General features: G+C 57.9%; 24 protein-coding genes and 1 tRNA gene. 7 read left to right on the top strand and 18 right to left on the bottom strand.

The window, feature by feature from the left end; all coding sequences use genetic code 11:
• The first annotated feature begins 6 nt into the window (after positions 1 to 6).
• Positions 7 to 399 carry a PaaI family thioesterase gene (locus ABL922_RS03020; protein ID WP_349022726.1) on the top strand — a complete coding sequence of 131 codons (393 nt, stop codon included), beginning with the start codon at positions 7 to 9 and terminating at the stop codon, positions 397 to 399.
• Here the strand turns inward: ABL922_RS03020 and ABL922_RS03015 are convergent.
• The 3 genes from ABL922_RS03015 to ABL922_RS03005 form a co-directional block, all read right to left on the bottom strand.
• The gene (locus tag ABL922_RS03015; protein WP_349022725.1) at positions 396 to 3,989 is read right to left on the bottom strand and encodes a M1 family aminopeptidase; all 3,594 of its coding nucleotides are present in this window, start codon (positions 3,987 to 3,989) and stop codon (positions 396 to 398) included. The two genes, ABL922_RS03020 and ABL922_RS03015, sit on opposite strands and share 4 nt — an antisense overlap.
• 12 nt (positions 3,990 to 4,001) lie before the next feature.
• Complete coding sequence (locus ABL922_RS03010) at positions 4,002 to 4,877, bottom strand: ABC transporter ATP-binding protein (protein ID WP_349022724.1); 876 nt, start codon at positions 4,875 to 4,877, stop codon at positions 4,002 to 4,004.
• 110 nt (positions 4,878 to 4,987) lie between these two features.
• Positions 4,988 to 6,481, bottom strand: coding sequence for an MBL fold metallo-hydrolase (locus tag ABL922_RS03005; protein WP_349022723.1), 1,494 nt, complete (start codon positions 6,479 to 6,481; stop codon positions 4,988 to 4,990).
• Between the two features lie 132 nt (positions 6,482 to 6,613).
• Here ABL922_RS03005 and parE point away from each other — a divergent pair, with 132 nt between their 5' ends.
• The 4 genes from parE to ABL922_RS02985 all read left to right on the top strand — a co-directional run bounded on the left by parE (position 6,614) and on the right by ABL922_RS02985 (position 11,135).
• Complete coding sequence (gene parE, locus ABL922_RS03000) at positions 6,614 to 8,617, top strand: DNA topoisomerase IV subunit B (protein WP_349022722.1); 2,004 nt, start codon at positions 6,614 to 6,616, stop codon at positions 8,615 to 8,617.
• A gap of 78 nt (positions 8,618 to 8,695) precedes the next feature.
• Positions 8,696 to 9,226 (top strand): sigma-70 family RNA polymerase sigma factor, encoded by a 531-nt coding sequence (locus tag ABL922_RS02995; RefSeq protein ID WP_349022721.1) that lies wholly within the window; start codon positions 8,696 to 8,698, stop codon positions 9,224 to 9,226.
• Positions 9,223 to 9,834 (top strand): hypothetical protein, encoded by a 612-nt coding sequence (locus ABL922_RS02990; RefSeq protein ID WP_349022720.1) that lies wholly within the window; start codon positions 9,223 to 9,225, stop codon positions 9,832 to 9,834. The genes ABL922_RS02995 and ABL922_RS02990 overlap by 4 nt, the downstream gene beginning before the upstream one ends.
• The gene (locus tag ABL922_RS02985; protein WP_349022719.1) at positions 9,831 to 11,135 is read left to right on the top strand and encodes a serine hydrolase; all 1,305 of its coding nucleotides are present in this window, start codon (positions 9,831 to 9,833) and stop codon (positions 11,133 to 11,135) included. The genes ABL922_RS02990 and ABL922_RS02985 overlap by 4 nt, the downstream gene beginning before the upstream one ends.
• Here ABL922_RS02985 and ABL922_RS02980 read toward each other — a convergent pair.
• The 11 genes from ABL922_RS02980 to ABL922_RS02930 form a co-directional block, all read right to left on the bottom strand.
• Complete coding sequence (locus ABL922_RS02980; RefSeq protein WP_349022718.1) at positions 11,132 to 11,929, bottom strand: DUF2785 domain-containing protein; 798 nt, start codon at positions 11,927 to 11,929, stop codon at positions 11,132 to 11,134. The genes ABL922_RS02985 and ABL922_RS02980 overlap by 4 nt on opposite strands.
• Before the next feature lie 186 nt (positions 11,930 to 12,115).
• Complete coding sequence (locus ABL922_RS02975; protein ID WP_349022717.1) at positions 12,116 to 12,784, bottom strand: hypothetical protein; 669 nt, start codon at positions 12,782 to 12,784, stop codon at positions 12,116 to 12,118.
• Positions 12,785 to 12,861: 77 nt separating this feature from the next.
• Positions 12,862 to 13,653, bottom strand: coding sequence for a LysR family transcriptional regulator (locus ABL922_RS02970; protein ID WP_349022716.1), 792 nt, complete (start codon positions 13,651 to 13,653; stop codon positions 12,862 to 12,864).
• Positions 13,650 to 14,054, bottom strand: coding sequence for a Co2+/Mg2+ efflux protein ApaG (apaG, locus tag ABL922_RS02965; protein ID WP_349022715.1), 405 nt, complete (start codon positions 14,052 to 14,054; stop codon positions 13,650 to 13,652). The genes ABL922_RS02970 and apaG overlap by 4 nt, the downstream gene beginning before the upstream one ends.
• Positions 14,051 to 15,259 (bottom strand): aminotransferase class I/II-fold pyridoxal phosphate-dependent enzyme, encoded by a 1,209-nt coding sequence (locus ABL922_RS02960; RefSeq protein ID WP_349022714.1) that lies wholly within the window; start codon positions 15,257 to 15,259, stop codon positions 14,051 to 14,053. The genes apaG and ABL922_RS02960 overlap by 4 nt, the downstream gene beginning before the upstream one ends.
• A gap of 27 nt (positions 15,260 to 15,286) precedes the next feature.
• Complete coding sequence (gene leuB / locus ABL922_RS02955; RefSeq protein ID WP_349022713.1) at positions 15,287 to 16,333, bottom strand: 3-isopropylmalate dehydrogenase; 1,047 nt, start codon at positions 16,331 to 16,333, stop codon at positions 15,287 to 15,289.
• Between the two features lie 49 nt (positions 16,334 to 16,382).
• On the bottom strand, positions 16,383 to 16,988 hold the full coding sequence (locus ABL922_RS02950) for a recombination protein O N-terminal domain-containing protein (RefSeq protein WP_349022712.1): 606 nt from the start codon (positions 16,986 to 16,988) through the stop codon (positions 16,383 to 16,385).
• 1 nt (position 16,989) lies between these two features.
• Positions 16,990 to 18,321 (bottom strand): phosphotransferase, encoded by a 1,332-nt coding sequence (locus tag ABL922_RS02945; RefSeq protein ID WP_349022711.1) that lies wholly within the window; start codon positions 18,319 to 18,321, stop codon positions 16,990 to 16,992.
• Between the two features lie 42 nt (positions 18,322 to 18,363).
• Entirely contained in the window at positions 18,364 to 18,744 is a 381-nt protein-coding gene (locus tag ABL922_RS02940; protein WP_349022710.1) for a ribose-phosphate pyrophosphokinase, read from the bottom strand.
• Between the two features lie 49 nt (positions 18,745 to 18,793).
• Positions 18,794 to 19,309 (bottom strand): hypothetical protein, encoded by a 516-nt coding sequence (locus tag ABL922_RS02935; RefSeq protein ID WP_349022709.1) that lies wholly within the window; start codon positions 19,307 to 19,309, stop codon positions 18,794 to 18,796.
• On the bottom strand, positions 19,306 to 19,677 hold the full coding sequence (locus tag ABL922_RS02930) for a VOC family protein (protein WP_349022708.1): 372 nt from the start codon (positions 19,675 to 19,677) through the stop codon (positions 19,306 to 19,308). Before ABL922_RS02930 ends, ABL922_RS02935 begins: the two co-directional genes overlap by 4 nt.
• A gap of 53 nt (positions 19,678 to 19,730) precedes the next feature.
• Between ABL922_RS02930 and ABL922_RS02925 the strand changes: the two genes are divergently transcribed.
• A complete protein-coding gene (locus ABL922_RS02925) occupies positions 19,731 to 20,270 on the top strand; it encodes a winged helix-turn-helix transcriptional regulator (protein WP_349022707.1) in 540 nt (179 codons plus the stop codon).
• Here the strand turns inward: ABL922_RS02925 and ABL922_RS02920 are convergent.
• The 4 genes from ABL922_RS02920 to dinB form a co-directional block, all read right to left on the bottom strand.
• Positions 20,267 to 20,680 carry a DUF1330 domain-containing protein gene (locus tag ABL922_RS02920; protein WP_349022706.1) on the bottom strand — a complete coding sequence of 138 codons (414 nt, stop codon included), beginning with the start codon at positions 20,678 to 20,680 and terminating at the stop codon, positions 20,267 to 20,269. The two genes, ABL922_RS02925 and ABL922_RS02920, sit on opposite strands and share 4 nt — an antisense overlap.
• A gap of 113 nt (positions 20,681 to 20,793) precedes the next feature.
• Positions 20,794 to 20,868 (bottom strand) — tRNA-Val (locus ABL922_RS02915).
• Between the two features lie 64 nt (positions 20,869 to 20,932).
• Positions 20,933 to 21,577 (bottom strand): TetR family transcriptional regulator, encoded by a 645-nt coding sequence (locus tag ABL922_RS02910; RefSeq protein ID WP_349022705.1) that lies wholly within the window; start codon positions 21,575 to 21,577, stop codon positions 20,933 to 20,935.
• Positions 21,578 to 21,676: 99 nt separating this feature from the next.
• On the bottom strand, positions 21,677 to 22,807 hold the full coding sequence (gene dinB, locus ABL922_RS02905) for a DNA polymerase IV (protein WP_349022704.1): 1,131 nt from the start codon (positions 22,805 to 22,807) through the stop codon (positions 21,677 to 21,679).
• A 136-nt stretch (positions 22,808 to 22,943) separates the two neighbouring features.
• Between dinB and ABL922_RS02900 the strand changes: the two genes are divergently transcribed.
• The gene (locus ABL922_RS02900) at positions 22,944 to 24,182 is read left to right on the top strand and encodes a multidrug effflux MFS transporter (protein ID WP_349022703.1); all 1,239 of its coding nucleotides are present in this window, start codon (positions 22,944 to 22,946) and stop codon (positions 24,180 to 24,182) included.
• Positions 24,183 to 24,184 lie beyond the last annotated feature (2 nt).

The following is a 24,184-nucleotide window of genomic DNA, read 5'->3' as shown; positions in this document are numbered from 1 at the left end:
GGGCGCATGGCCAGTCGCCCACATCCCTTTGCCGACCTGATCGATCTTGCCGTCGCCCCTGATGGCAAGGGCGGCAGCACGGCTACGCTGGTTGTCGAACATAAGCATATGAACCCGCACGGCGTGGTGCATGGTGCGGTGATCTATGCGATGGCCGATACCGGCATGGGTGCTGCGCTCTACCCGTCGCTGGAAACCGGCCAGGCCTGCGCGACGATCGAAATCAAGATCAGCTATTTTCGCCCCGTAGCCAGCGGTGAAATCCTTTGCGCGACGCAGATCGACAATAAGGGCCGCAGCATCGCGCACCTCACCTCGCGTATCGAACAGGGTGGAAAGCTGGTCGCGCTGGCGACCGGGAGCTTCGCCATATTGGCGGCACCCCCGGCCTCAGCCTAGCCGGTCACATCGATAACATTGTCGTCCGAATTGCGGTCGATGTAGAAATTATACGGATCGATACCGGCAAATTTAGGCTTGGTTTTCGACGTCATAACAATCTTCTGCTTGCCGCCCTTCACCGGCTTGCGCTCGATCGACACCACATCTTTCTTGCCAAATGCGCCTACGCCGGGGCGGGCGTTGAATAGCCCGACTTCGATCGGTTCGGAAAGCGGAGCATCTTTCTCATTCCCCTTGGCATCGGCATAATATTTGGCCGCCTCAACCGAGATTGTCGTCTGCCACAGGCCATTGGCCAATTTCTTCGCCTTCGCTTCCTTTGCCTTGAAGTCGTAAACGGTGATCCGCTCGAACAGGTCGGTAATCAGCGCTTGATCTTCGGGCGTCTTCGCCTCCTTGCGGAATTCGGCGATCAGATCGACCGAGCGATGATAAGGCGCGCCCTTGAACTTCCAGGTCTGGATGAAGCGGGCGAGCGCACGGTTGACCGCATCCTCGCCCAGCCGTTCCTGCAGCAGATACATGACCAGACTGCCTTTGCGGTAATGGACATAATCCTGATTTTCGACCCGGTAGAGCGGTTGTTCGCCAATCGGATCGCCCTTGCGCCCGGCCAGATACAGGTCGAGCTCATATTTCAGGAAGCGGCGGATCTTGTCTGGGCCGTAGATTTTTTTCATCACCATCAGCGCCGAATATTGCGCCAGCGTTTCGCTGGTGATCGTATTGCCCTGCATATCAGCGCCGATAACCTGGTGCGCCCAATATTGGTGGCCCAGTTCGTGTGCAGTGACATAAGTGACATAGTCGATCGACTCCGGATCGGTCACATCTGCCGCAAAACCGATATTCTCCGAATAGGGCATGGTGCCGGCAAAGGCCTGCGCAAACACCTGATAGCCCGGAAACTCGATGATGCGGGCGTGATCGAACTGATAGGGCCCGAAATTCGCCTGATAATAATCGAGCCCCTCCTCCAGCGCCTTGAGCATTGCGGGCACATTCCATTCGTGGCGCGGATCGTGGAAGATCGTCAGTTCAACGCCCTTATAGTTCTTGCTCGTCAGCTTGTACCGCGCCGACTGGATCGACAGGAAATTGTGGATCGGTGCGCTCGAAACGAAATGCGCGGTGCGGCGTCCGTCTTTGGTCGCATCCGTCACCTTGCGGCCCGGAGCGATGGGCACCTGATCGGCATCGGTGGTGACGGTGATATCCGACATCACCCAATCGGTGCGCACATAATTTTCGCGCGTCGCCGACATGTCCTCCAGCTTTGCCGGGCGCAACTCAGCAGGCAGGCCCTGCCGCCGCCGCACGGTTCTGTCCTGCAGCGCGCTCTGCCGGTTCATGCCGATTATCGGCGCGAATTCGAAATTGTTGACGAATGTGCCGTTCAGATTGACGCTGGTTTCGGGCAAGCCATTGCGGAAGCCGCGATGCCAGATTTCGGATTGGAAATTCAGCTCGGTTTCCGCGCCCGGTGCCAGCGGCGTATCGAACCGGTAGAACCGATAGCGATATTTCTCGTCATAACGCGCAAGCTTTGCGCCCTTGATTTCGAGCTCGCCAAATTTCGTGTCGCGGCTTCCCTGGCGGATATGCACTTCGGAAATCGGCGCGCCGGTATCGTTGCGCAGCTTATACTGGCCCGTGACGGCCAGCCGCTTTTGCTTTGGAAAGATCTGCGCGTCGAACTTGACTGCGGTGACGACTGGACGCGGCAGCTTTTCATATTTCAGATAGCGTTTCTCATAGTCCGCGGTCAGCTTTTCGATTTCGTCGCTGGTTTCAAAGCGGTTGAGTATTTTGAAATTGTACCAGGCATAGGCCCCCGTTCCGACCATCGCGACCAACGCCGCTGCGATCAGTGCAAGCGGTGCGCCGCGCAGGCCGTGGCGGATGCGCTGCAACCGGCTGCGCCAACGCGTATCGGTGCCGCGCGGCCAGACGATGTGGGCAACGACCATCAGGATAACCGCAAAGGCCATCCAATAAGCACGCAGCACCCACGCGCCATATGCAAATCCGCCACTGCCGTTCATGTCGCTCAGCGGCTCGGCGGGGTTCGATCCATAGCGGTAGAGCGCGTTGGTGTAGCCCATATTGACGAGAAAAATTCCGGCAATGAACCACACCAGAAACAGCCCCCAGCCCACATATTTGTTGGGACTGAGTGCCTGAAAAAATACCGCCAATATGGCAATCAGCAGCATGTCGACCGTCATCGGAACGAGGAACCATGCGAAATAGCTGGAAAGCCCGAATGCAGGTGCCCCCTTGATCATCTGATAGAGCAATCCGGTGGCCATCGCGACGCCGTTGAGCAGCATGAGGACAAGCAGGATCGCCAGCACCTTGGGCAGCGTGATCGCCCAATTGGGAGTCGGCGTCGAATCGATGATCTCGCCAATCTTCACATCACGTTCGCGCCAGACGAGCTCGCCACCATAAAAGACGGCGATAATCAGGAGGAAAATCGCAAAGCCCTGTTGAACATTGGTGATGATGTTCGCGGTGAGAGGGTGCGACGGCGTCCCGAACAATGTCTGTGTCAAAAACAGACCCGCGCCGGTGTTGATCACGGCGAGCAGCAAAAGCACGATCAGGCCGGGGCTGCGCAACACCTGCATGATTTCGGTCTTCAGTCGGGTCATGAACTGCGCGCGCACAGATCCTGCATCGAACCGCTGCGTAGCGGCCACGACCGCGATCCGGCTTGTGCTGACCGGCGCGCTTTCAGTCGAGCGATCGCGGGCCAACTTCTTCAGCATGCGCTTGGATGGTGCGCGCTCGGCCATCGAAAAACGCCAATAAGTCGCAATCAGCAAAATTGCCGACAGCCCGATTACCAAAGCGCGGTTGATCAACATGTTGCTGTCGAGCGGCAGCAGCTTTGCGTTCATATCCGCTGCTGTCCAATAGCGTGTCGATTCGGACAGCGCGCCAAATCCCAGCGGTTCTACCATCGCCATAATCTGCTGATATTCGATCTTGCTGGCGAGCAGCGTGGTAGTGATCAGATAGCCCATGAAAAAGATGACGACGCCAATATAACTCCACAACATCGAACGGGTGATCGTGGCGAAGCCGAACAACAGGCTGCTCATCAGCAGGATATTGGGTACGGCGAGGATGAGATAGGGCCAGAGATAATAGGCCGGATTGTTTGGCCCGACCGTTTCGGGGTCGACCCACGGCATCGAAACACCGACGAGCATCCCGACTGGTACGGCAAAAAAACCGAGCAAGGCGACACCAAGCCCGCCCATGAACCGGCCAAGCACATAGTTGCGTTTGCCGATTGAGGTTGCCTTGATGATCGGTCCATAGCCAGTCGTATCATCGCGCACGACGGCGTTGGCGACAAAAGAAGTGATGACGAAAAGATAGAATAACGACGACAGCGCGATCATAGAGGCGATCGCGAAAGGCGCATTTTCATGCACCGTTCCCGGCGTGCCCATGCTGACATTCTCGCTGGCAGTCACGCCAAAGCCAAGAAGGAAAAAGAGAAACAGCGAAACCCAAAAAACGGGATTGCGCAGCTGATATTTGAGCTCAAACCGAGCGACGTTCAGGAGCATTGTCGGTCCCCCTTATGCTGCGCGGCGCAAATCGGCGAGCGTGGTGAAATAGACATCTTCCAGCCCCGCTTCGACATCGTCAAAACCCGCAGGCTTGCTGTCGGCAAGGATGTGGATGATCGTGCGTCCGGCGAACAGCCGGGTCGAAATCACCTGATATTGTTCCTGATGCGCCTCAAGCTCGTCGCGGCCGATGGTCTTTTTCCAGATGCGGCCCTTGGTTTGCTGAATCAGGTCCAAAGGCGCGCCTTCAAGCTGCACCTTGCCGCCTGCCAGCACCGCCATGCGCGGGCACAGGTCGGCGACATCGTCGACGATGTGCGTTGAAAGAATGATGACGACATTGTCGCTGATCCCCGCCAGCAGGTTGAGGAAGCGGTTGCGTTCTTCAGGGTCGAGGCCTGCGGTGGGTTCGTCAACGATGATCAATTCGGGATTGCCGATCAACGCCTGCGCGATGCCAAAGCGTTGGCGCATGCCGCCCGAGAAACCGGCGATGAAGTGGCTGCGATGGTTCCACAAATTGGTCTGGTTGAGGAGGGTTTCGACCACCGCCTTTCGTTCACCCTTGTCGGCGATGCCCTTGAGCACCGCCATATGGTCGAGCATGTCCATCGCGGTGACGCGCGGATAGACGCCGAAATCCTGCGGCAGATAACCGAGCTTTTTGCGCAGCTCCTCTGGTTGGGCAAGAATGTCGAGGTCGCCAAATTTGATCGCACCGTCGGTGGGCGTCTGCAATGTCGCGATGGTGCGCATCAGCGTCGATTTGCCCGCGCCATTGGGGCCAAGCAGGCCATACATGCCACGCGGGATCGACAGATTCACATTGTCGAGAGCGCGCGTTCCGTTTGCATAGACATGGCTGACACCGGTAATTTCGAGCATAGCTGACCCCTCTGTATTGCGTTGGCAACACGGTAGAGGTGTAAAGCATTCTTGCCAAGTCTGTTCGACGAGTTGTCGACGCCGTTCGACGGGCGCAATCGAGATTTGCCTTAAAGCTTTGGTGTGCTTTGCTTCGTTACCTTCGCGGCAAAGGCGATCTGGTGCTGCGCATCGACGGTGAAGCGATAGGCTTCGTTCATCCCCGCCTTTCCGCTGTGGGTGAATGCCAGCACCCGTTCTCCATCGGTGCGGATGTGGATGATGCCGAAATTCAGCCGTTCAAATCCTTCATAGCCGGCCTCTTGCTTGACCGTAATTTCCTGATCGATACTCCAGCCACGATAAGCAAAAAAGGCAGCAAGTTCGGTGTTGAAAATGATGCCGGGCCCGGGATCGCGCGAAGCCTTGCCCAGCGCCGACATCAATGTGGCGCGGGGGTGGATATATTCCTTTGCGACGCTTTCATCACCGGAAGAGATCAGCGAAACCACCGGGCTGGCATCGCGCAGAAACTGCATATCGAAATCGGCCGAACCGTGATGTGGCGCTTTCAATATCTCGCATTCGAAATCGGGATTGTTCAACGCATTGTTGACCCGCGCCATCGATTCCTGGTTCATGTCGCCGGTGAGCAAAAGGCGCACATTGCCATAGGTCAAACGCAGGTTGATCGAATGGCCGTTGATGGTGTGTGAGGCGGAATAGCCCGGCTTTTTGGCCGACGGTTTGACCCCCAGCATCAGCCGCGCATCATCGGGCGGCTTGCGCAAAAAGGGCAATGCGGGCCCGCCATGCACAGTCTCAACAATCGGTCCGAATATCTCGACCTTTATCCCTTCGGCGTGGAGGAAATCAAAAAGCTGCGAGGGATCGCTACGATGATCGACGCGGCTGACCGCCATTTGGCCACCCGATCGCGCCTCCCAATGGTCAAGCGTATCGCACCATTCATTAAATGGCGCATTGCGATCTGCTGCAGACACGCTGCGCGGATCGTCGACCAGATCGTTGGCATAGGTAGTGCCATTGTCATCCACCGTGCTGCCGAACATCTCGGTTTCGCTGCGCTCGCTGTCATCAGGCTTTTTGCCCGGGCGTTTGACGATGCCATTATGGTATATCCGCTTGGGCTTGACGAAAATCGCCTTGCCCGGCCTGCGGTCGCTTTCGCTTTTTTTCAGTTCGGATAGCCCTTCGAAATGGTCGGCGTCACCGTGGGTGACGATAATCGCCTCGACCACTTGCGGGCGCGAAGCAGTTGTCGCTGGGTAGCGGGCAGCGGCGTGGCGAGCGAAAAGCTTGTTGTCGCCGCCATCGATCATCACCACCTTGCCCTTCGGCGTTTCAAGGATCATCCCGTCGCCCTGCTGGACGTCGATCATCGAGAAAGTGAGCACTTTCGAGGTCGCTTCCAGCTTCACCTTGTCCGACAACCAGCCAAGCACCAGATTGCCCTCGCGGTCGCGTGTAGCAACGCGCAGCTTGCCCGGCTTGTCGTCGGCTGGCATCCGCTCAACCGGATCGCCCCAGTAAAGCTCCCATGTCGATCCATTGTCTCGGCGAATGGTGGCAATATCATCATCGATATAGGCGGTGGTTGTCATTGCAACTTCCCTTGTCTGCGAGAAATCTCCGGCAACTTATGCACAACTTTTGTGACGGCTTGTGTGACCCGCGTCACGCGTCCTCGATACGACACTTGCCACAAAGAATCGCCGGAGCCTATAGCAGCGCGCATGAGTGATGATCTGTTCGGCGGAGCTATCCCCGCCGGTTCTGAATCTGGCGGTTATGATGCTTCGGCCATCGAGGTTCTCGAAGGGCTGGAGCCTGTGCGCCGTCGCCCCGGCATGTATATTGGCGGCACCGACGAGCGCGCGCTGCACCATCTTGCCGCCGAAGTGCTCGACAACAGCATGGACGAGGCGGTTGCGGGCCATGCGAATCGCATCGAGATTGTGCTTGGGCTCAACAACAGGCTGACGATCAGCGACAATGGCCGTGGCATCCCGGTCGATCCGCACCCCAAATTTCCTGGAAAGTCTGCGCTTGAAGTCATCATGACGACGCTCCATTCGGGCGGCAAGTTTGAGGGCAAGGCCTATGCCACTTCGGGCGGCCTGCACGGTGTGGGCGTTTCGGTGGTCAATGCCTTGTCGACCGACACTGTTGTCGAAGTGGCGCGCAACAAGCTTCTCTATCGCCAGCGTTTCTCCTGCGGCGCAGCCTTGGGCGGGCTCGAAGAATTGGGGCCGACCCCCAATCGGCGCGGCACGACCATAGCCTTCACCCCCGATCCCGAGATTTTCGGTGCGGACGCAAAGTTCAAGCCTGCCCGACTGTTCAAGCTCGCGCGGTCAAAGGCCTATCTCTTTGCCGGTGTCGAAATCCGCTGGAAATGCGACCCCGAACTGGCAAGCGACGATGTGCCGCAAGAAGCGGTGTTCCAGTTCCCCGGTGGGCTCGCCGACCACCTGAAAGAACAATTGGGTGCGCGCAACTGCGTCACCAGCGAATTTTTCCACGGCAATCAGAGCTTCCCCGCCAATGAATCAGGGGAAAGTCAGGGCCGCGTCGAATGGGCGGTCGCCTGGCCGCTCTATTCGGACGGCAGCTATAGCTGGTATTGCAACACCATCCCGACCCCCGATGGCGGCACGCCTGAAGCGGGTATCCGTGCGGCGCTGACGAAGGGCTGGCGCGCCTTTGGCGAGTTGATCGGCAACCAGAAAGCGGCGCAGATCACCGCCGAGGATATTTTCAACGAAGCCGAATTGATGCTGTCGGTCTTCGTCCGCAACCCGCAATTCCAGAGTCAGACCAAGGATCGGCTGACCAGCCCCGAAGCCGCGCGGCTTGTTGAAAATGCGGTGCGCGACCATTTCGACCACTTCCTCGCCGACAATATGGAGCGCGGCAAGGCGATGCTCGGTTTCATCCTCGAGAAAGTCGAGGACCGACTGAAGCGCAAGGCCGAGCGCGAAGTGAAGCGCAAGACCGCGACCAGCGGCAAAAAAGTCCGCCTGCCGGGCAAGCTGACCGATTGCGCATCAGACGATCCCAATGGCACCGAGTTGTTCATCGTCGAAGGTGACAGCGCCGGCGGCAGCGCCAAACAGGCGCGCGACCGCAAGACCCAGGCGATCCTGCCCATCCGCGGCAAAATCCTGAACGTCGCCTCAGCCACCAATGACAAGATCCGCGCCAATGCTGAAATCGCCGATCTTGGACTCGCGCTTGGATGTGGCACGCGCAAGGATTGCGATCCCGATAATCTGCGCTACGACCGCATCATCATCATGACCGACGCCGACGTCGACGGTGCGCATATCGCCACGCTGCTAATGACCTTCTTCTTTCAGGAAATGCCGGCGATCGTCGAGCGCGGCCATCTCTACCTCGCCCGCCCGCCGCTCTATCGCCTGACCAGCGGCAACCAGAGCGCCTATGCGCAGGACGACGCGCACCGGGCCGAGTTGGAAGCTACCCAGTTCAAGGGCAAGAAAGTCGATGTCGGCCGCTTCAAAGGCCTTGGCGAGATGAACCCCGGCCAGTTGCGCGAAACCACGATGGACCCCAAAACCCGGTCATTGATCCGCATCACCCTGCCGCATGAATATCAGAAGCAGATGGCGGTGAAGGAACGGGTCGAACAGCTGATGGGCAAAAGCCCCGAGGCACGCTTTCGTTTCATTCAGGAACATGCGACAACGGTGGACGAGGAAGCCATAGACGCCTGAACAAATTTTCATGGCGGCTGTAAGAAATCCTTTGGCGTGACGACTAATAGCTAAGTCGGCGCGATAGGGAAAACGGGCATGCCATGTACTCAAGGCGATCAGGACAAACTGTTCGAACAGGCGATGGCGCAATTTGGCCAAGCACTTGGGCGTATAGCAGCAGCCTATGAAGCCGATGCCGAACGGCGGCTTGACCTGTTACAGGACCTGCAAATCGCCCTGTGGCGGAGTTTTGCGAGCTATGATCGCCGTTGCTCGCTGAAAACCTGGGTCTTTCGCATCGCCCATAATCGGGGGACCTCATATATTCTCAGGCAAAAGCGTATGGCGCTAAGCCGCCTATGCAATATCGAAGATTACGAATTGCCATCAAACCAGCCTTGTCCCGAAAGTCTGACCGATTTGCAGAATGCCAAGGCGGCCATTCACCAGATTATAGATGCGTTGCACCCGCCCGACCGTCAAATCATGCTTCTATATCTTGAGGACCTAAGTGGCACGGAAATTGCCCAAATCACCGGTGTATCCGCCGGAGCCGTCGCGACCAAAATCAGCCGCTTCAAAGCACTTTTGGCGCGGAAGTTTGCTTTCTCCGGAGATGCGCAATGAACGACCGCCAGATAAAAACTGTGTGGCAGGATTCTTCTTCCCAGTTTCAGCCAATGTCGCTCGGCGAAGTTCATATGCGTGCTGCGCAGTTTTCCGACGTTGTCCGAAAACGGAATCTGCGCGAATATATTGCGGGCTATGTGATCGTGCTGGTGTTCTGTTTTTACATCTGGTTCTTGCCGATTCCAATTTTGAAGATCGGTAGCGCGCTGACCGCGGCTGCCGCTTTGTTTGTGATGTGGCAATTGCATCGTCGATCTTCAAAACCACAGCCAGAAACCGACGCCGAAGCCATCGTTGAGCATTATCGCGCAAATCTGGTTCGTGAACGCGATATGCTTGCATCGGTCGGATCATGGTATCTTGCACCATTCATTCCAGGCTTCGCGCTGTTTTCTGCCGGAAAATTAATCGAAAGGGATCACATTACACTAGGTTCGGCGTTGCTGAACATCGGTCTGCCAGCGGCAATTTTCGCCGGAATCTGGCTGCTAAACAAAAATGCCGCACGCAGGTTGCAGCGCAGGATCGATGCGCTGTATCTACAGCCTGTGGATGTCGAGCGAGCTTTGAACACAGAAGCACTGGAGGAAAAGGAAGCGCCATGAAAATCAAACTGACACTGGCCGTCATGATCGGTATTGGAGCGGCCTTCCAGCCAGCTATGGCACAGCCGACAAAAGCGGCGACCTCGACCCCGGCAACGCCTTTCGATTCGCGGATCGAGCAATTGATCGCTGTATTGAACGGGCAGATGGAACTGGACACATTTTTCACCCCCAGCTTCCTTGCCGCTATTCCGCCCGCTCAAATCAAGGCGATCTCCGACAGTTTCACGCAACAATATGGCAAGGCGCTGTCCGTCCAATCGGTGCAACGTAGTGGGTCGAACAATGCGACTCTTCAGGTTGAATATGAAAAAGCAATTGCAACTATCGAAATAACAACAGAAGTATCTCCTCCCTTCAAGGTAGCTGGCTTGCTCGCCAAAGGCTTTGCGGTCAAAGGCGACAGCATCGATAAAATCAAAACAGATTTTGGCGCGCTTTCGGGAACGAGTGGTTTTGTCGTTCAAAAACTGTCGGACGATGGCGTTGCAACGCTGCACGCGTTGAACGACAACAAGCAATTCGCCACTGGCTCCACCTTCAAACTTTATGTTCTTGCCGAACTGGCCAGCCAGGTTGCTGGCGGGCAACGCCGCTGGTCGGATGTTGTGCCGTTGGGCGTGCGCAACCACAGCTCGGCGGGCACGCAAAACTGGCCGCTCGATACGCCGGTGACCTTGCAAACGCTGGCAACATGGATGATCTCTGTCAGCGACAATGCGGCGACCGATGCACTAATGCGCGAACTGGGGCGCGATGCGGTGGAAGGCAAGCTGGCAACAATCGGGCACAGCGCGCCGGACAAGGCCTTGCCGATGCTCACGACGGTTGAGGCCTTTGCGCTCAAAAGCAATCCGGCACTGCGTCAGCGGTTTGAAAAGGCGAGCGAGGCTGGCCAACGCGAACTTCTCGCCAGCGAACGGGCGGCTTTGTCTTATTCCGCCATTGATATGTCCCATTTGGGCTCCGGCCCGGTGGCGATTGACAGCGTCGAGTGGTTCGCCTCGCCAGCGGATACAGCATTGCTCCTCAACAATCTCCGCAGGTCGAACAGCCAGACCACCCGTGATATCATGGCAGTGAACAGCGGCATTGGCCCTGCAGCAGCCGGAAAATGGCGTTATCTTGGGTATAAGGGTGGCTCCGAACCCGGAGTAATCTCGATGAGTTTCCTGACCCAATCCAAGGCAGGCGATTGGTATGCGATTTCGGGAAGCTGGAACAATCCGGCGAAGGACATCGACAATGCCCAATTTGTCTCCCTGATGACCCGCCTGCTCGATAGCGTTACCGGCAGCTAGGGCAGCTTTTTCAGTGCTTCCATCGCGCCGGTAGCGAGTGGCTTGAGGGCGTCTGCACCGCTGGCCTGTGCATTGACATAGAGGGCCGAGAGAAAGGCCGTCACATTGTGCCGCCGCGCGAGGCCTGCCTCTGACTGAAAAGCGTTATCCCAACTGCCTAGCGCCCCCGGACCTGCAAATTGCGCGAGCCATTCGCCCCATTCCACTTCGGTAAAAGCACCGCGCTGCGCCATGAACAGGATGGGGCGAGCAAGGCGTTCCGGCTCTCCGGTGACGTAGCTCGTTCCGGCAGGAGCAACCTGCAACGCGATGGCGCCCCGCATCCGAACAAGATCGCTTTTTACGATCGCCGGATTGAGCGCCAATTGCATAATCAGATCAGCCGTATGTGCCACCGCATGGCGGTATCCGGCCACCTTATCAAAACCGCGATGGTCGGTGATTGATCGCATATAATCGACCGAGGCCTTCACCAGTTGCGCGCGTTGTTCGGCGGTCATCCACGCCTTGATACGATCGGTTCGCGCCACTTCGGAAAGATTGAGCGCGGCAAAAGGGCGGCGAAAGCCAGACTTGTCTGGCTCGACAAGTTGCGCCTGCAGCTTGGCGGAAAGTTCTGCCAATGCGGTCTCGTTCACCAGTCCTTTGCGCAGATAATGCTGGGTCGCCTCAAAAGCGATGCCGTCGCGCAATTCGGGATCGGGCGAGCCATTGCAGTCGACCAGCGCCAGCACAAAGCGATTGCGTTCGGCATCGTCGGCAATCGTCCAGCTCGCTGATTTCAGCTGCTGCAAATGCGCTTTGCTTTTGCCGAGCGGGGCACAGGTGGCAGTCGCCGGTTTTTTTGCTTCAGCCCCTGACGGGACTACTACTAATGCCGACATAGCAACAAAAAAGGTAAGCCTGAGCATCGAAACTTCTTTGATGGTTGCGGCCAGTCGGAAAAGGGCTGTGCAGATAGAAAATGTCGTCTGGATCAGCTATCGCCGGTCGATATCATAAATGCCGCCGGCCTTTTGAAGGTCGGTCAACTGCTTAACAGTGATGTCCATTTGCCCTTCATAATAATCGCTTGTTTCAGTTTCACCGGCCGAGATATCCTTTCGTACACCGCTGGCACGGCTGTACACCAATTTCGGAGCATCCAGAACAACCTTGTCACCTTCAATCTCGGCAACACGGAAGGCTCCATAATCACCGCCAATGGATCCTTTTTCGAGCGCCTCATTCGGGAGCAGCTTCTCTACATCGACAGTATAAATGTCCCCGACCTTCGGAGCAGAAATCATTTCCGCTTCTTCCTTTTTATCGGCATTTCCGGCGATGCCTGCAAAAATGACGAAAAGAGCGATGACGCCCAGTGCCACCAGCCAGCCCAGTCGATCAAAAAACGGGATATGATTGGCTTGCTTCTCTCCCGTCAGATTATGCGCATCGACATCCGCCTGCTCCACCGGAAATCCATTGCCGCATGTCGAACATAGTTTGAGGTATTGGCGTCCCGAAGACCAGCGTATCAGATACCAGATATGGCGCACTTTATAGTGCAATAAATATGAAAAAGTCCGTGTCGCGCCACAGACATTGCAATGCTGCGTCCCCGCATCACCCAGTTGTCGTGACTTTCCCTGCGAACCCCATATCAGCATAGAACTCCCCCTCCGATGCGGCTATAACGATGATGAAATAAAAGCTGCAAGTACATCTTTGAGCTAGTATCCAAATTTCAACCGATTAGCGCCTCAACTAGCGCCTTGACCTTTTTCTGCCGCCATTGCGGCAGGGGTGCGACGAGCCAATAGGCAAGCGCATGTTCGCGGCTATTGTCGATCGCGCGTATCCGTCCGGCATCCAGGTCTGACGCCGCCAGAAGCAAAGGAACCACGGCTTCGCCCAGGCCGATCGCCGCCGCATCAATCGCAAGGCCAGCATCACCCAGCCGAAGTGCGGCAGAACCGTCTGCCACAGGGCAACCCGGCCAACTGATCGGCGTCGTCGCGCCACCTTCAGGACCACCGACGCGAACAAATGCACCAGCCCCCAACCGCACCCCCTCATGCTCGCCGGGGCCCTCGGTCAGGCGTATCGCGAGATCCAGATTGGCTTCGGTAAAGTCGATTTCGCCGTCCGAGGAAATCAGAGTAAATTGCAGGTCCGGGTTCGACGTGCCATATTTGGCGAGCCTTGCGGTCAGCCATTTGGCGGTAAAATCGCGCGGGGCAGCGATGGTCAGCGAATTCGAAGTCTGCCCCGATTGCATCGCGCGAACCGATTCCTCAAACTGCAAAAAGCCCGCGCGCAGGGCATCTAGGCCTTTGTCCGCCTCTGGAGTCAACTCCAGACCCTTGGGCGTGCGGCGGAAAAGGACGACGCCGAGCATATCCTCCAGCGCACGTATTTGCTGCCCGACCGCCGCGGGCGTCACCGCCAGTTCATCTGCTGCCTTAGTGAAGCTTAGATGCCTTGCTGCCGCGTCAAATACGCGCAGGCCGTTTAGGGGAAGGTGTGTGCGCTTCATCGTGCGGTGGCAGGTGCGACCAGTTTGAAGCGCGGAATTTCGACGAGGAAGGTCGAGCCATCGGCGCGGATGAAGCGATAATGCCCCCCCATGATGCCCGAAGGTGTCGCAAGCGGGCAGCCCGAGACATAGTCATGGCTGCCACCGGGTTTGAGCAAAGGCTGCTCCCCCACCACACCATCGCCATCGACATGGTTCACGCCGCCATGACCATCGGTGATTTTCCAGTGCCGGGTAAGCAACTGCACCGGATCGTCACGGTGGTTTTCGATGCGGATATGATAGGACCAGAACCAGCGATTTTGCGATGGACTGGACTGGTCATCCAGAAAATTTGTCACCACGCGCACGGTTACCCCGTCAGTGGTCGCATGTTCGTCAAAGAGCGCGTCGAGTATCACAGGCCTACCTTTAGCAGGGCTTGATCGAGATCGTCGATCAAATCCTGAGGATCTTCCAATCCGATATTGATGCGCAGCATGCCTTCTTCAACCCCCATGATTTCGCGCTGCTCGGCAGAGACGCTATAATGTGTGGTCGAGGCAGGGTGGCAGCACAGGCTGCGGCTGTCGCCGATATTGTTCGAGATATCGATCAGTTCGAGCGCGTTGAGCAGTGCCATTGCCTGTTTGCGGCCGCCGTCGAGCACAAAGCTGAAAATCGGCCCGCAAGCCTTCATCTGGGCCATCGCCAGATTGTGCTGCGGATGGCTGGCGAGGCCCGGATGGAGCATTTTGGGCACGCGGCCCTCAAGGAACCGGCCGACTACCAGCGCGTTTTCAGATTGCCGCATGGCGCGCAGTTCGAGCGTTTCGAGACCCTTGTGCACCACCCAGGCGTTGAAGGGCGAACAATTGGGGCCGGTATTGCGCTGGAAAGGCAGAAGCACGTCGTTGATCCACTTTTCCGAGCCGCAGACCGCGCCTGCCAGCACCCTGCCCTGCCCGTCCATCAGCTTGGTAGCGCTATAAGCGACGACATCGGCGCCGAAATCCATCGGTCGCTGCAACACGCTGGTGGCAAAAGCATTGTCGACGACCGAGGTAATGCCATGCTCCTTCGCCAACCCGCAGACATAGGCCATGTCGACAATATCCATCGTCGGGTTGGCGGGGGTTTCGAAGAAAAAGACCTTTGTGTTCGGCTGGATCGCCGCCTTCCACGCATCATTGTCACGCGCGTCGATCGTCGTGGTGGTAATGCCCCAGCGCGGCAGCAGACTATCGGTCAGCCAGCGGCACGATCCAAAGGCGGCGCGAGCGGCAACCACATGGTCGCCCTGGCTCAACTGGCAAAGCAAGGCGGTGGTCATGGCGGCCATGCCGGTCGCCTGCATCCGGCACGCCTCTGCGCCTTCCATAAGCGCGATACGTTCCTCGACCATCGCGACAGTGGGATTTTGCAGGCGGCTATAGGTCATGCCTTGCTGCTCACCGGCAAAGCGGGCGGCAACGGTTTCAGCATCATCATAAGTATAGCCGGAGGTCAGGAAGAGCGCCTCCGACGTCTCGCCATGCTCACTACGCCATGTGCCACCGCGCACCGCCTGCGTAGCAGGCCGCCATTTGGAGGTGATTTCGCGATTCAGGCCAGTGGTCTTTTTCATCAGGGTGCTTTTCGGCTGGAGATGGCTTCAGGTCAATGCCGCGAGAACGGCATCTCCCATTTCGCGGGTCGAATGGCTGCCGCCCAAATCGGGTGAACGTGCTCCAGCGGCGAGTGCTGCCGCGACTGCTGCTTCAATCCGGTCGGCGGCTTCCGGTTGCCCCAACGAATAGCGCAGCATCATCGCCGCCGACAGGATCGTCGCCAATGGGTTGGCCTTGCCCTGACCAGCTATATCAGGTGCGCTCCCGTGGATGGGTTCGTAGAGCCCCTTCTGGTCGATATTGAGCGTGGCGCTGGGCAGCATGCCGATCGAACCGGCGCACATCGATGCCTGGTCAGACAGGATATCGCCGAACAGGTTGCCCGTAACGATGACATCAAACTGGCCGGGATTACGCACGAGCTGCATTGCGGCATTGTCGACATACATGTGGCTCAGCGCGACCTCGGGATAGTCCGTCGCCGTTTCGATCACCACATCGCGCCAGAGCTGGCTGGTTTCGAGGACATTGGCCTTGTCGACCGAGCAGAGTTTCTTGCCGCGCGCCATCGCGGTTTCAAAGCCGACGCGCGCGATGCGGCGTACCTCGTCTTCGTTATAAGACATGATGTCATAGCCTTCACGCTTGCCATCGGCGGTTGTGCGCATGCCCTTCTCGCCGAAATAGACATCGCCATTGGTTTCGCGGACGATCACCATGTCAATCTGGCTGGCCACTTCGGGGCGCAGCGCAGAGGCATCGGCGAGTTCAGGGAACAGCGTGGCAGGGCGTAAATTGGCGAATAACTCCAGTTCCTTGCGCAATCCCAGGATGGCCTGCTCGGGCCGCAAATGCCGCTCTAGCGCATCGCAATCGGGATCTCCCACGGCGCCGAACAATATCGCATCGGCGCGCTTCGCCAAATCCAGCGTGGCTTGCGGGAGCGGATGGCCGCTGGCCTTATAGGCTGCACCACCCACCAGTGCCTCTTCGAAAAGCATATCGGGTAGCGCCAAAGCCTCAAGCACACGGCGCGCTTCGGCGATGACTTCGGGACCGATACCGTCTCCGGGGAACAGGGCAATGAGCATGAAAGACTCCGAACAAAGGCTGCGAAGCCCCTAGCCTTCGCTTGCCCTTTTAAGCAACCGCCCTTTTCAGCCGATCGACCAGCCTTTCGCGCGCGGCCATCACATCGGCGCGCTTTTCGCCGAGAACATGCTCGATGAGCGCCTCGCGTTGCGATGCCATTGCCTTCAACGCTGCAGCCGTTCCTTCGCCAGCAACCAGGTCTTCGCCACCATAGCCAAGCTCAGACAGCAGCAGCGCCTCATAGCGTGCCATCGAGGGGGCCCAGCCACGCGCTGCAGGCGCCAACTCGACCGCAGCAAGCAGACCATCGAGCGCCGAAAACAAACGCGGATAGGGATAGGCTTCGGGAACCGCGCTCGCCGTCAGCGTGCAGGCCCATTCGATGGCGGCAGCGGCCAGCGGCTCACCCAGCAAATGCCCGCGGCTTTGCACCGGTTCGACCGACAGCGACGCGAGTTGCCCGGCAACGCGCGCTCGCCATTCGCCTTTGACAATATTTCCGGGGATCAGCACCGGTCGCAACACACGACCGCGCGCACCCTGCACATAGCCCGCGAGCAGGCCATGTTCCTCGGTCATGCACCGTACAATCGCGCCAACTTCGCCATGCGGGCGGACGGCGCAGATGATGGCCTGACCCGCGCTGGACTGCATCTCAGCCTTTCAGCCAGCGCGCCTTGGCAGCGGCCAATGAGGCATATTTGGGGCTGTCATTGGCAAGCTTGGCCAGCATGGTCGCACGGAGTTTGGGCAGCAGTCCGGGGGTAGCCAGCGATGCCCTGCCCTCCATCAGTTCGACAGAAAGCGCAGCATCGTGCGGATCGACCGGGTTTTCGGCTTCGCGAATGAGCATGCCGAGCGCGTTCATCGCCACCGCCGCCATGAATTTTTCACGGCCAGCGGTCTTGGCTTTCACGCCCACATCGACCCATTCACGGATCGCCTCGAGCAGTTCGACCGACGATGGTTCGCCTGCACGGCGGGGTGGAGCGACGACAGGTAGGACTATTGGCTGGCGCTCCGCCTCGGGCGCGTCGTCCTCTAGCAGGAGGAGCAGGTCGACCTCATTCTCGCTGGTGCGGCGGCCAATGACTGCGCGTTCGAGGTTACGGTCGGCCCCCAACCGCCAGATTTCCGCCATCTGCATGCAGCCCAGCGCCCACCAGAGCGTGCGATAGACCAGCCAGAAACGGAAGCGGGCACGATCGACCTTACCGCCTCCCGAGGCTTCATAAGCCGTGAAATATGTGTCGAGATCGCTCGCGCCAAAGGCGGGCTTGTCGAAATGGCCAAAGCGCCACACCGCCATGCAGCCATAGGCCAGATCCTCATGCGCATCGCCCCAATGCGCCAATTCCCAGTCGAGCACCGCGGCCAGGCCATTGGCATCGGCCATCACATTACCCATGCGGAAATCGCCATGCACCAGCACGGGTTCGGCAGGTGGCGGCAGATTATCCTCGCACCAGCGCAGCGCGAGCGCGACCACCGGTCGATCGCCGCCATTGGTCAGGAAGCGCTTCTTAAGCTCCGCCAGCGCGGCTGCGGTATCCATATACGGAATGGGAATATCCGGCGTGGGCTTGATCGCATGGATGCGCGCCAGTTCGCGGGCAATGTCATGTACCAAAGATGCGGGTGGGTCAGCGAGTATCTTCGCCGGGTTCACCTCCGCCTCGACACGGTACATGATATAGCCCGTGCCCATATCATCGGCCGCGGTCAGTTCGCCGACCACCTCTGGCGCGAGTACGCCGCCGCGATGCGCGGTGCGGACCAACTCAGCTTCGACATCATGCCCGAAGGACCGCCCTTCCATGAAAGCAGCCGAGGGCGCACGACGCAGGACATAGCCCTTCCCCGCACGATCAAACGACCAGCTTTCCATGTTGGCGCCACCGGAAAGCCGACCCAGATTTTCGATATCGGCATGGTCGCCCGCGATGCGATCCATGACGGACGCTAGCTTTTCCTGAATCTCCACCATGCAATTTCGATACGCATGCGCAGCGTCAAGGCAAGCGAAAGCTTAACGTTCGCGCCAGTAATCAAACGCTTTCCTCTGATGTTCGGCAAGATAGACGCGCGCTTCAGAACCTTCCCACGGCCCTTGATAATCATGCCTCGAGACCCACCAGCCCTGACCCGGCAGGCGATCCCCCTCTCTAACGACGAGCGGCGCAAGCGGCGGTTCACCCCGCGCCATCGCCTCGCGATCGACCGCATCCAGCGTTTTGCACAAGGCGCGCATCTTTGGTCGCGTGAAGCGGAAACCCAGGTTTAACAGCATTTCCGAATAGCTGACCGAACGCCCTTCGCGCGCAGCTTGCCGCAAGATCAAGGCTATGCCTGTCACATCAGCCAGCCGGTTGCCGCTATCAGGGCCGTCGTCGAGGAACGGGTTTTCCATCTCGCCACTGTAGTGAAGGCAGAAGCAATGGAAAAGCCGCTGTCGATGGCTATTTATGGTTCAATTTCGATCTGGCGAATTCGTTGAAACTGCCTTCCTTGCCGAGCGCCCAGTCGACGATCTGCAATTGGCCGCCAACTATGGAATAGCTCGATCTGCCGATCTCGGTCGAAGGGCTGCCCCACACAGTCGTCATCGCCTGAGCGTCAAGAGTCCCGGAAATATCATGCAGATTACCGAAATTGTCGACCCATCGCCCATGCCATTTGCGACCCTTGCCGCGCTGAAAGAATCCATGTGCGGCGAAACGCAATTCGGTGGCATCGCCATCTGCAGCCACATAAATACGGTAGTCGAGACTGTAGGCAGCGCCAGCAGCGACAGGCCTTACGGTCAGTTCGACTTCGCTGTTTCTGCCAAATAGTTTTCCCTTGCCACTCCATTCGCCGACCATCCAATCGAGCGTCGCAGGGGCAGCAGATTCGGCTGGCGTCGTTTGCGCATGGGCCGTCGCTGGAATCGCAAGCGCGACCAGCATCGTTGCAAGAGTGAGCGCGCGGATCATGATTGTTGCGATTCCGCAAACATCATCGCATTGCCGTCTGGATCGAAGAAGGTCAGCAATTTCACCAGCCCCGGAATATGCTGGATATCGCCATCCTGACGCACATCATGCGCATCAAGATGTGCCTTGGCCGCTTCGATATTGGCGACGCTCCAGACATTGGTGGCACCACCGCCCTGCACCACAGACTGGTTCTGGCTCAAACCTATCCGGACGCCATCCATATGCGTTTGCATTTCGCACCAGCCAATCTCGTCGACGCGGTACATCAGCGTGCAACCGAGTATTTTTTCATACCAGCCAATCGACCTGTCCAGATCGGTCGCGCCCATTGAAGCGGTCAACTCCTGCACAAAATCCAGCGCCATTGGCTTCCTCCTTCTTGCAACTATGGTCTCGTTTGTATAGTTACACGAATATCATGTCAACGAACACAGTCGAAACGCTGATCGCACTGGGACAGCACCGATGGCTGCCCTATTTGCTGGTCGAGATCGCCCGCACAGACGGCGCCCGTTTCGTCGAACTGCTCCACCGCATGGGGATATCGCGTGAAAGCCTGTCGCGAACGCTGGAAGGCGGGATTTCGCTGGGTTGGATCGTCCGCAATCCAGGACATGGCCATCCGCTAAGGCCCGAATATCTGTTGTCGGAAACAGGCAAGTTTGCTGCAGTGTGCGCATCGAACATCCTGCAAGCCGAGCGACAAAGCGGGTTGCCGCCATTCAGCATGAACCGGTGGAGTCGCCCGATCATTCACGTCATCGGAGAAGGCGAACGCCGCTATTCAGCCATCGCTAGCAAGCTGACAAGGTCTAACCCGCGCGCTTTGACACAGAGCCTGAAATCACTGATCGCGCACCGATTGGTCGACCGTCGCATCCTCGATGGATATCCACCAGCAAGCGAATATGCACTCACCGACAGTGGCGTGATAATCGCCCGGTCGCTGGTCGCTTAACGCCCGACAGGCTTGGTACGAATATTGAGCTGGCCCGCGAGCCCGGCTTTGCGGTGCTTTTCAATCGCCTGATATTCGGGAGACTGCACCATCTGCTGCATCGCGGTGAGCGAAGGATATTCGGCGAGTGCGACCATGTCCCACAACTCCTCGACTTCGCCAAGCAACAGGCCTGTGACCGGCCCGGCATAAACCTGACGCCCGCCGACCGAAGCAAGGCACGCCTGCACGGCGGCGCCATAGCGGGCATAGGCCTGCGCGCCGGTCAAATCGGCGTCAGAGCCGTCTTCATATTCAGCCTTGGGTTTGAATTTGAGCAGGTTGACCATGACGAAAGCGCCATCCTCTGCACCGCCAAAAAAGGCAGCCGCTTGCTCCATTGGCGGGAATACCGCGTTGGTGACCTGCATATATTCTCTCCCTCCCAAATCCTTTGGAAAGGGTCTAGCCGTCCGATTAAGATTGGCAAGCCACGAATGGCGCGCGCCTTGGGGCTTTTGAAATCATCGGAAAATGCAGGAAATGGTGGGCGATACAAGGATCGAACTTGTGGCCCCACCCGTGTGAAGGGTGTGCTCTACCGCTGAGCTAATCGCCCACTCTGCCAAACAGGAGCGCGCCTTTGCCAGAGCTTTTCGCACGGCGCAAGCGCTTATCCCGGTTCAGGTCACAATCTTGAAATGCGGCTGGCCAGAACCCGATCTCGCTTCAAATTTGCGGCCCAGGCCAATGAAGATGGTATCGATTATGCAAGCCAGTTTCTCTTCCGACAATTTATGGTCAAGATAGAGCAAAGCTTCGGGATTGCAGTAACACTGCACGATCTGGTTGATCAGCGACACGGCATCGTCGACCGACAAGTCAGCAAGATAGCCCTCGTCCATTGCCTGCACGACGATTTCAGAGAGATAATGATCGCCAAGATCGACATAGCCACGAACCACCTCAAAATGCTGGTCGCCCAGTTCGAGATAGCTTTTGAACATGTCGGGATCTTCATGGAACTGATCGCGCATCAACACAAAACGGCGCGCGAAGAAATCGAGCATTTTTTCGCGTGACGGCAGATCGGCAGCCACCACTTCTTCCATGATCGCAATCTTGGGTGCGAACCATCGGCCAGCCGCCGCCTCGAGCAGCGCTTCCTTGTTTTCAAAAAAGCGATAGAGATTTGCGGGAGACATGCCGGCAGTCGCGGCCAGCTCGGTCATCGAGAGATCGACGCCGCCGCGCTTGCGCACAAGCTCCTCACAAATGTCGAGCAGTTCCTGCCGACCGGCTTCGATATCCGTTTGCGGACGAGCCATAACACCTTCCCTAAAACACCGGCCCTAAAACACCGGCCCTAAAACACCGGCCCTGTATTGCCCGGCTATAACGCTTTTGTGATTATGTGAATGAAAGCTTCAATTTTCAATATTGTCGAAAGGCAAGCTGGGCTGCACGCCGACGAGAGGTTCTGCAGCAGCGCCAGTCCGATCATTTTGGCCGCTTTGGTCAATTCCGCCCAAAGTTAGCCCCAGCAAGCGGATGCCCATTTCAGCGGGCAAGATCTGATCAAGCAGTGCGTGGCCGATCGCCGAAAACTCGGGGCGGTCAGCCACGTTGCGGGTCAGGCTCTTGCTGCGCGTCAGCGTCCGGAAATCGGAGTAGCGGGCCTTCATCACTACGGTTCTGCCCTGCACGCCGCTGCTCTCGATACGCCGCCAGACTATATCGACAATTTCATCAAGCGCTGCGCGCAATTCTTCATTGCTTTGCTTGTCGTTGAAATAGGTCAGCTCGCCGCCGACCGACTTGCGTTCGCGCGACGGATTGACGCGACGGTGATCGATACCGCGCGCTGCCTTGAACAAATAGCTGCTCGAGCTACCAAAATTGCGTTGCAACCATTCCTCGCTCATCGCGCGCAGATCGGCACCGGTATGAATGCCAAGCCGCTGCATCTTTTCCGCCGTGCGCGGACCGACCCCGTGGAATCGGCGTACGGGCAAAGTCGCGACAAAGGCCTCCCCCTGTTCGGGCAGGATGACACACAATCCGTCGGGCTTGTTCTGGTCGCTCGCCAGCTTGGCGATGAATTTATTGTAGCTGACCCCGGCACTCGCTGTCAGCCCGGTCTCCTCGCGAATGGCGGCACGAATGGCCTTGGCAATCTTGACTGCGGAGCCGATGCCTTGCTTGTCTTCGCTAACGTCGAGATAGGCCTCATCGAGCGCCAGTGGTTCGATAAGGTCGGTATGGCGGGCGAATATCTCGCGAATCTGGCGCGACACGCTGCGATAGGCCTCAAAGCGCGGTTTGACGAAGACCAGATCGGGGCATCGCCTTTGCGCGGCGATTGACGGCATGGCCGATTTGACACCAAATGCCCGCGCCTCATAGCTGGCGGCCGCCACAACACCGCGTTTCGACGATCCGCCAACCGCCACGGGCTTGCCTCGAAGGTCGGGATTATCACGCTGTTCCACCGACGCGTAAAAGGCGTCCATATCGACATGGATGATTTTGCGGATCGGCGGCGTTTCGTCGGTCATGCCGGGCCTTGGCAACCTCTGAATACCGGCATGAGGGGCGTCACTTGATCCATGACGTTGCAGTAACATTCGAATGCTTTTGCCGCGACCCGAAAACGCGCTGGTTTTCGCAAGTCTGCTTCCGCATAAGCGCCCGATGCAATCTCCCAAAAAACAGAAGCACTTCGGCGACCGCGAACTGATCGTAATGATGGCCGCGATCATGGCGCTCAATGCGCTCGCCATCGATGCCATGCTGCCCGCCTTCCCGCGCATGGCAGCAGGCCTGGGCGTTGCCGATGCGAACAGCATCCAGCATGTGATCACATCCTATCTGCTTGGAATGGGCGCTGGTTCGTTGGTGCACGGGCCTTTGTCCGATCGTTTCGGGCGCCGTCCGATCCTGCTAATAGCTATCGGCGGCTATATCCTCTGTGCGCTGGCGTGCAGTTTTGCGACCAGTTTTGAAATGCTGATCGCTATGCGCGTGGCGCAGGGGCTATGCGGGGCTGCATTGGGCGTTCTCGTCACCTCGATCATCCGCGACCAATTTGAAGGCGATGCAATGGCGCGGCGGATGTCGACCATATTCCTCGTCTTCATGGCCGTTCCCATCGTCGCACCATTGGTGGGCTCTGCCGTGCTGCTGTTCGCAGGCTGGCGTACAATTTTTGTCCTGTTTGCGATCATGGCCGTGCTTGTGTTCAGCTGGGTCGCTGTTCGCCTGCCCGAAACGTTGGCGCCGGAAAATGCGATACCGATCGAACCGCGTGCCTTGGGCCGAGCATGGAAACAGGTCGTCACCAACCGTTCAGCCAATTGCTACATGCTGGCGGGGGGCACATCGCAGGGGGCGTTGTTCGGCTATCTTAACAGCTCGCAGCAGATTTTTGACCGGACCTTTTCCGCACCCGATTTCTTCCCGATTGGCTTTGCCATCATCGCAATCGGCATCGCTTGTGCCAATTTCACCAATGCGCGGATCGTGGAGCGGTTTGGCGCACGGCGTGTCTCGCAGACGGCGCTGTTCGCCTTCATCACGTTGGCCATCGCGCAGGCATTGGCGGCGACCTTTGCGCCTGCGTCCTTGCCGCTGTTCCTAGCCCTTATCACGCTCAACATGGCGATGATCGGGTTTGTTGGCTCGAACTTCTCGTCGATCGCGATGCAGCCTTTTGGTGCGATAGCGGGGTCTGCCTCGTCCTTCCAGAATTTTGTCCGCACCATATGGGCCGCGTTAATCGGGGCTATGATTGGCCAGCAGTTCAACGGTGCGGTCACACCCGTTGCGCTTGGTTTCCTTGGGTGCGGGTTGTTTGCCCTAACGCTGATCCTGATTGGAGAGCGTGGCCAATTATTTACCCGCCCGGGAACGACACGGCACGTGCCTTTGTAGCG

Source organism: Sphingorhabdus sp. (assembly GCF_040079335.1).
Classification (GTDB): Bacteria; Pseudomonadota; Alphaproteobacteria; order Sphingomonadales; family Sphingomonadaceae; genus Sphingorhabdus_B.
Note: the sequence above shows the minus strand (reverse complement) of the source record. Positions and strands in the feature narration are given on the sequence as shown.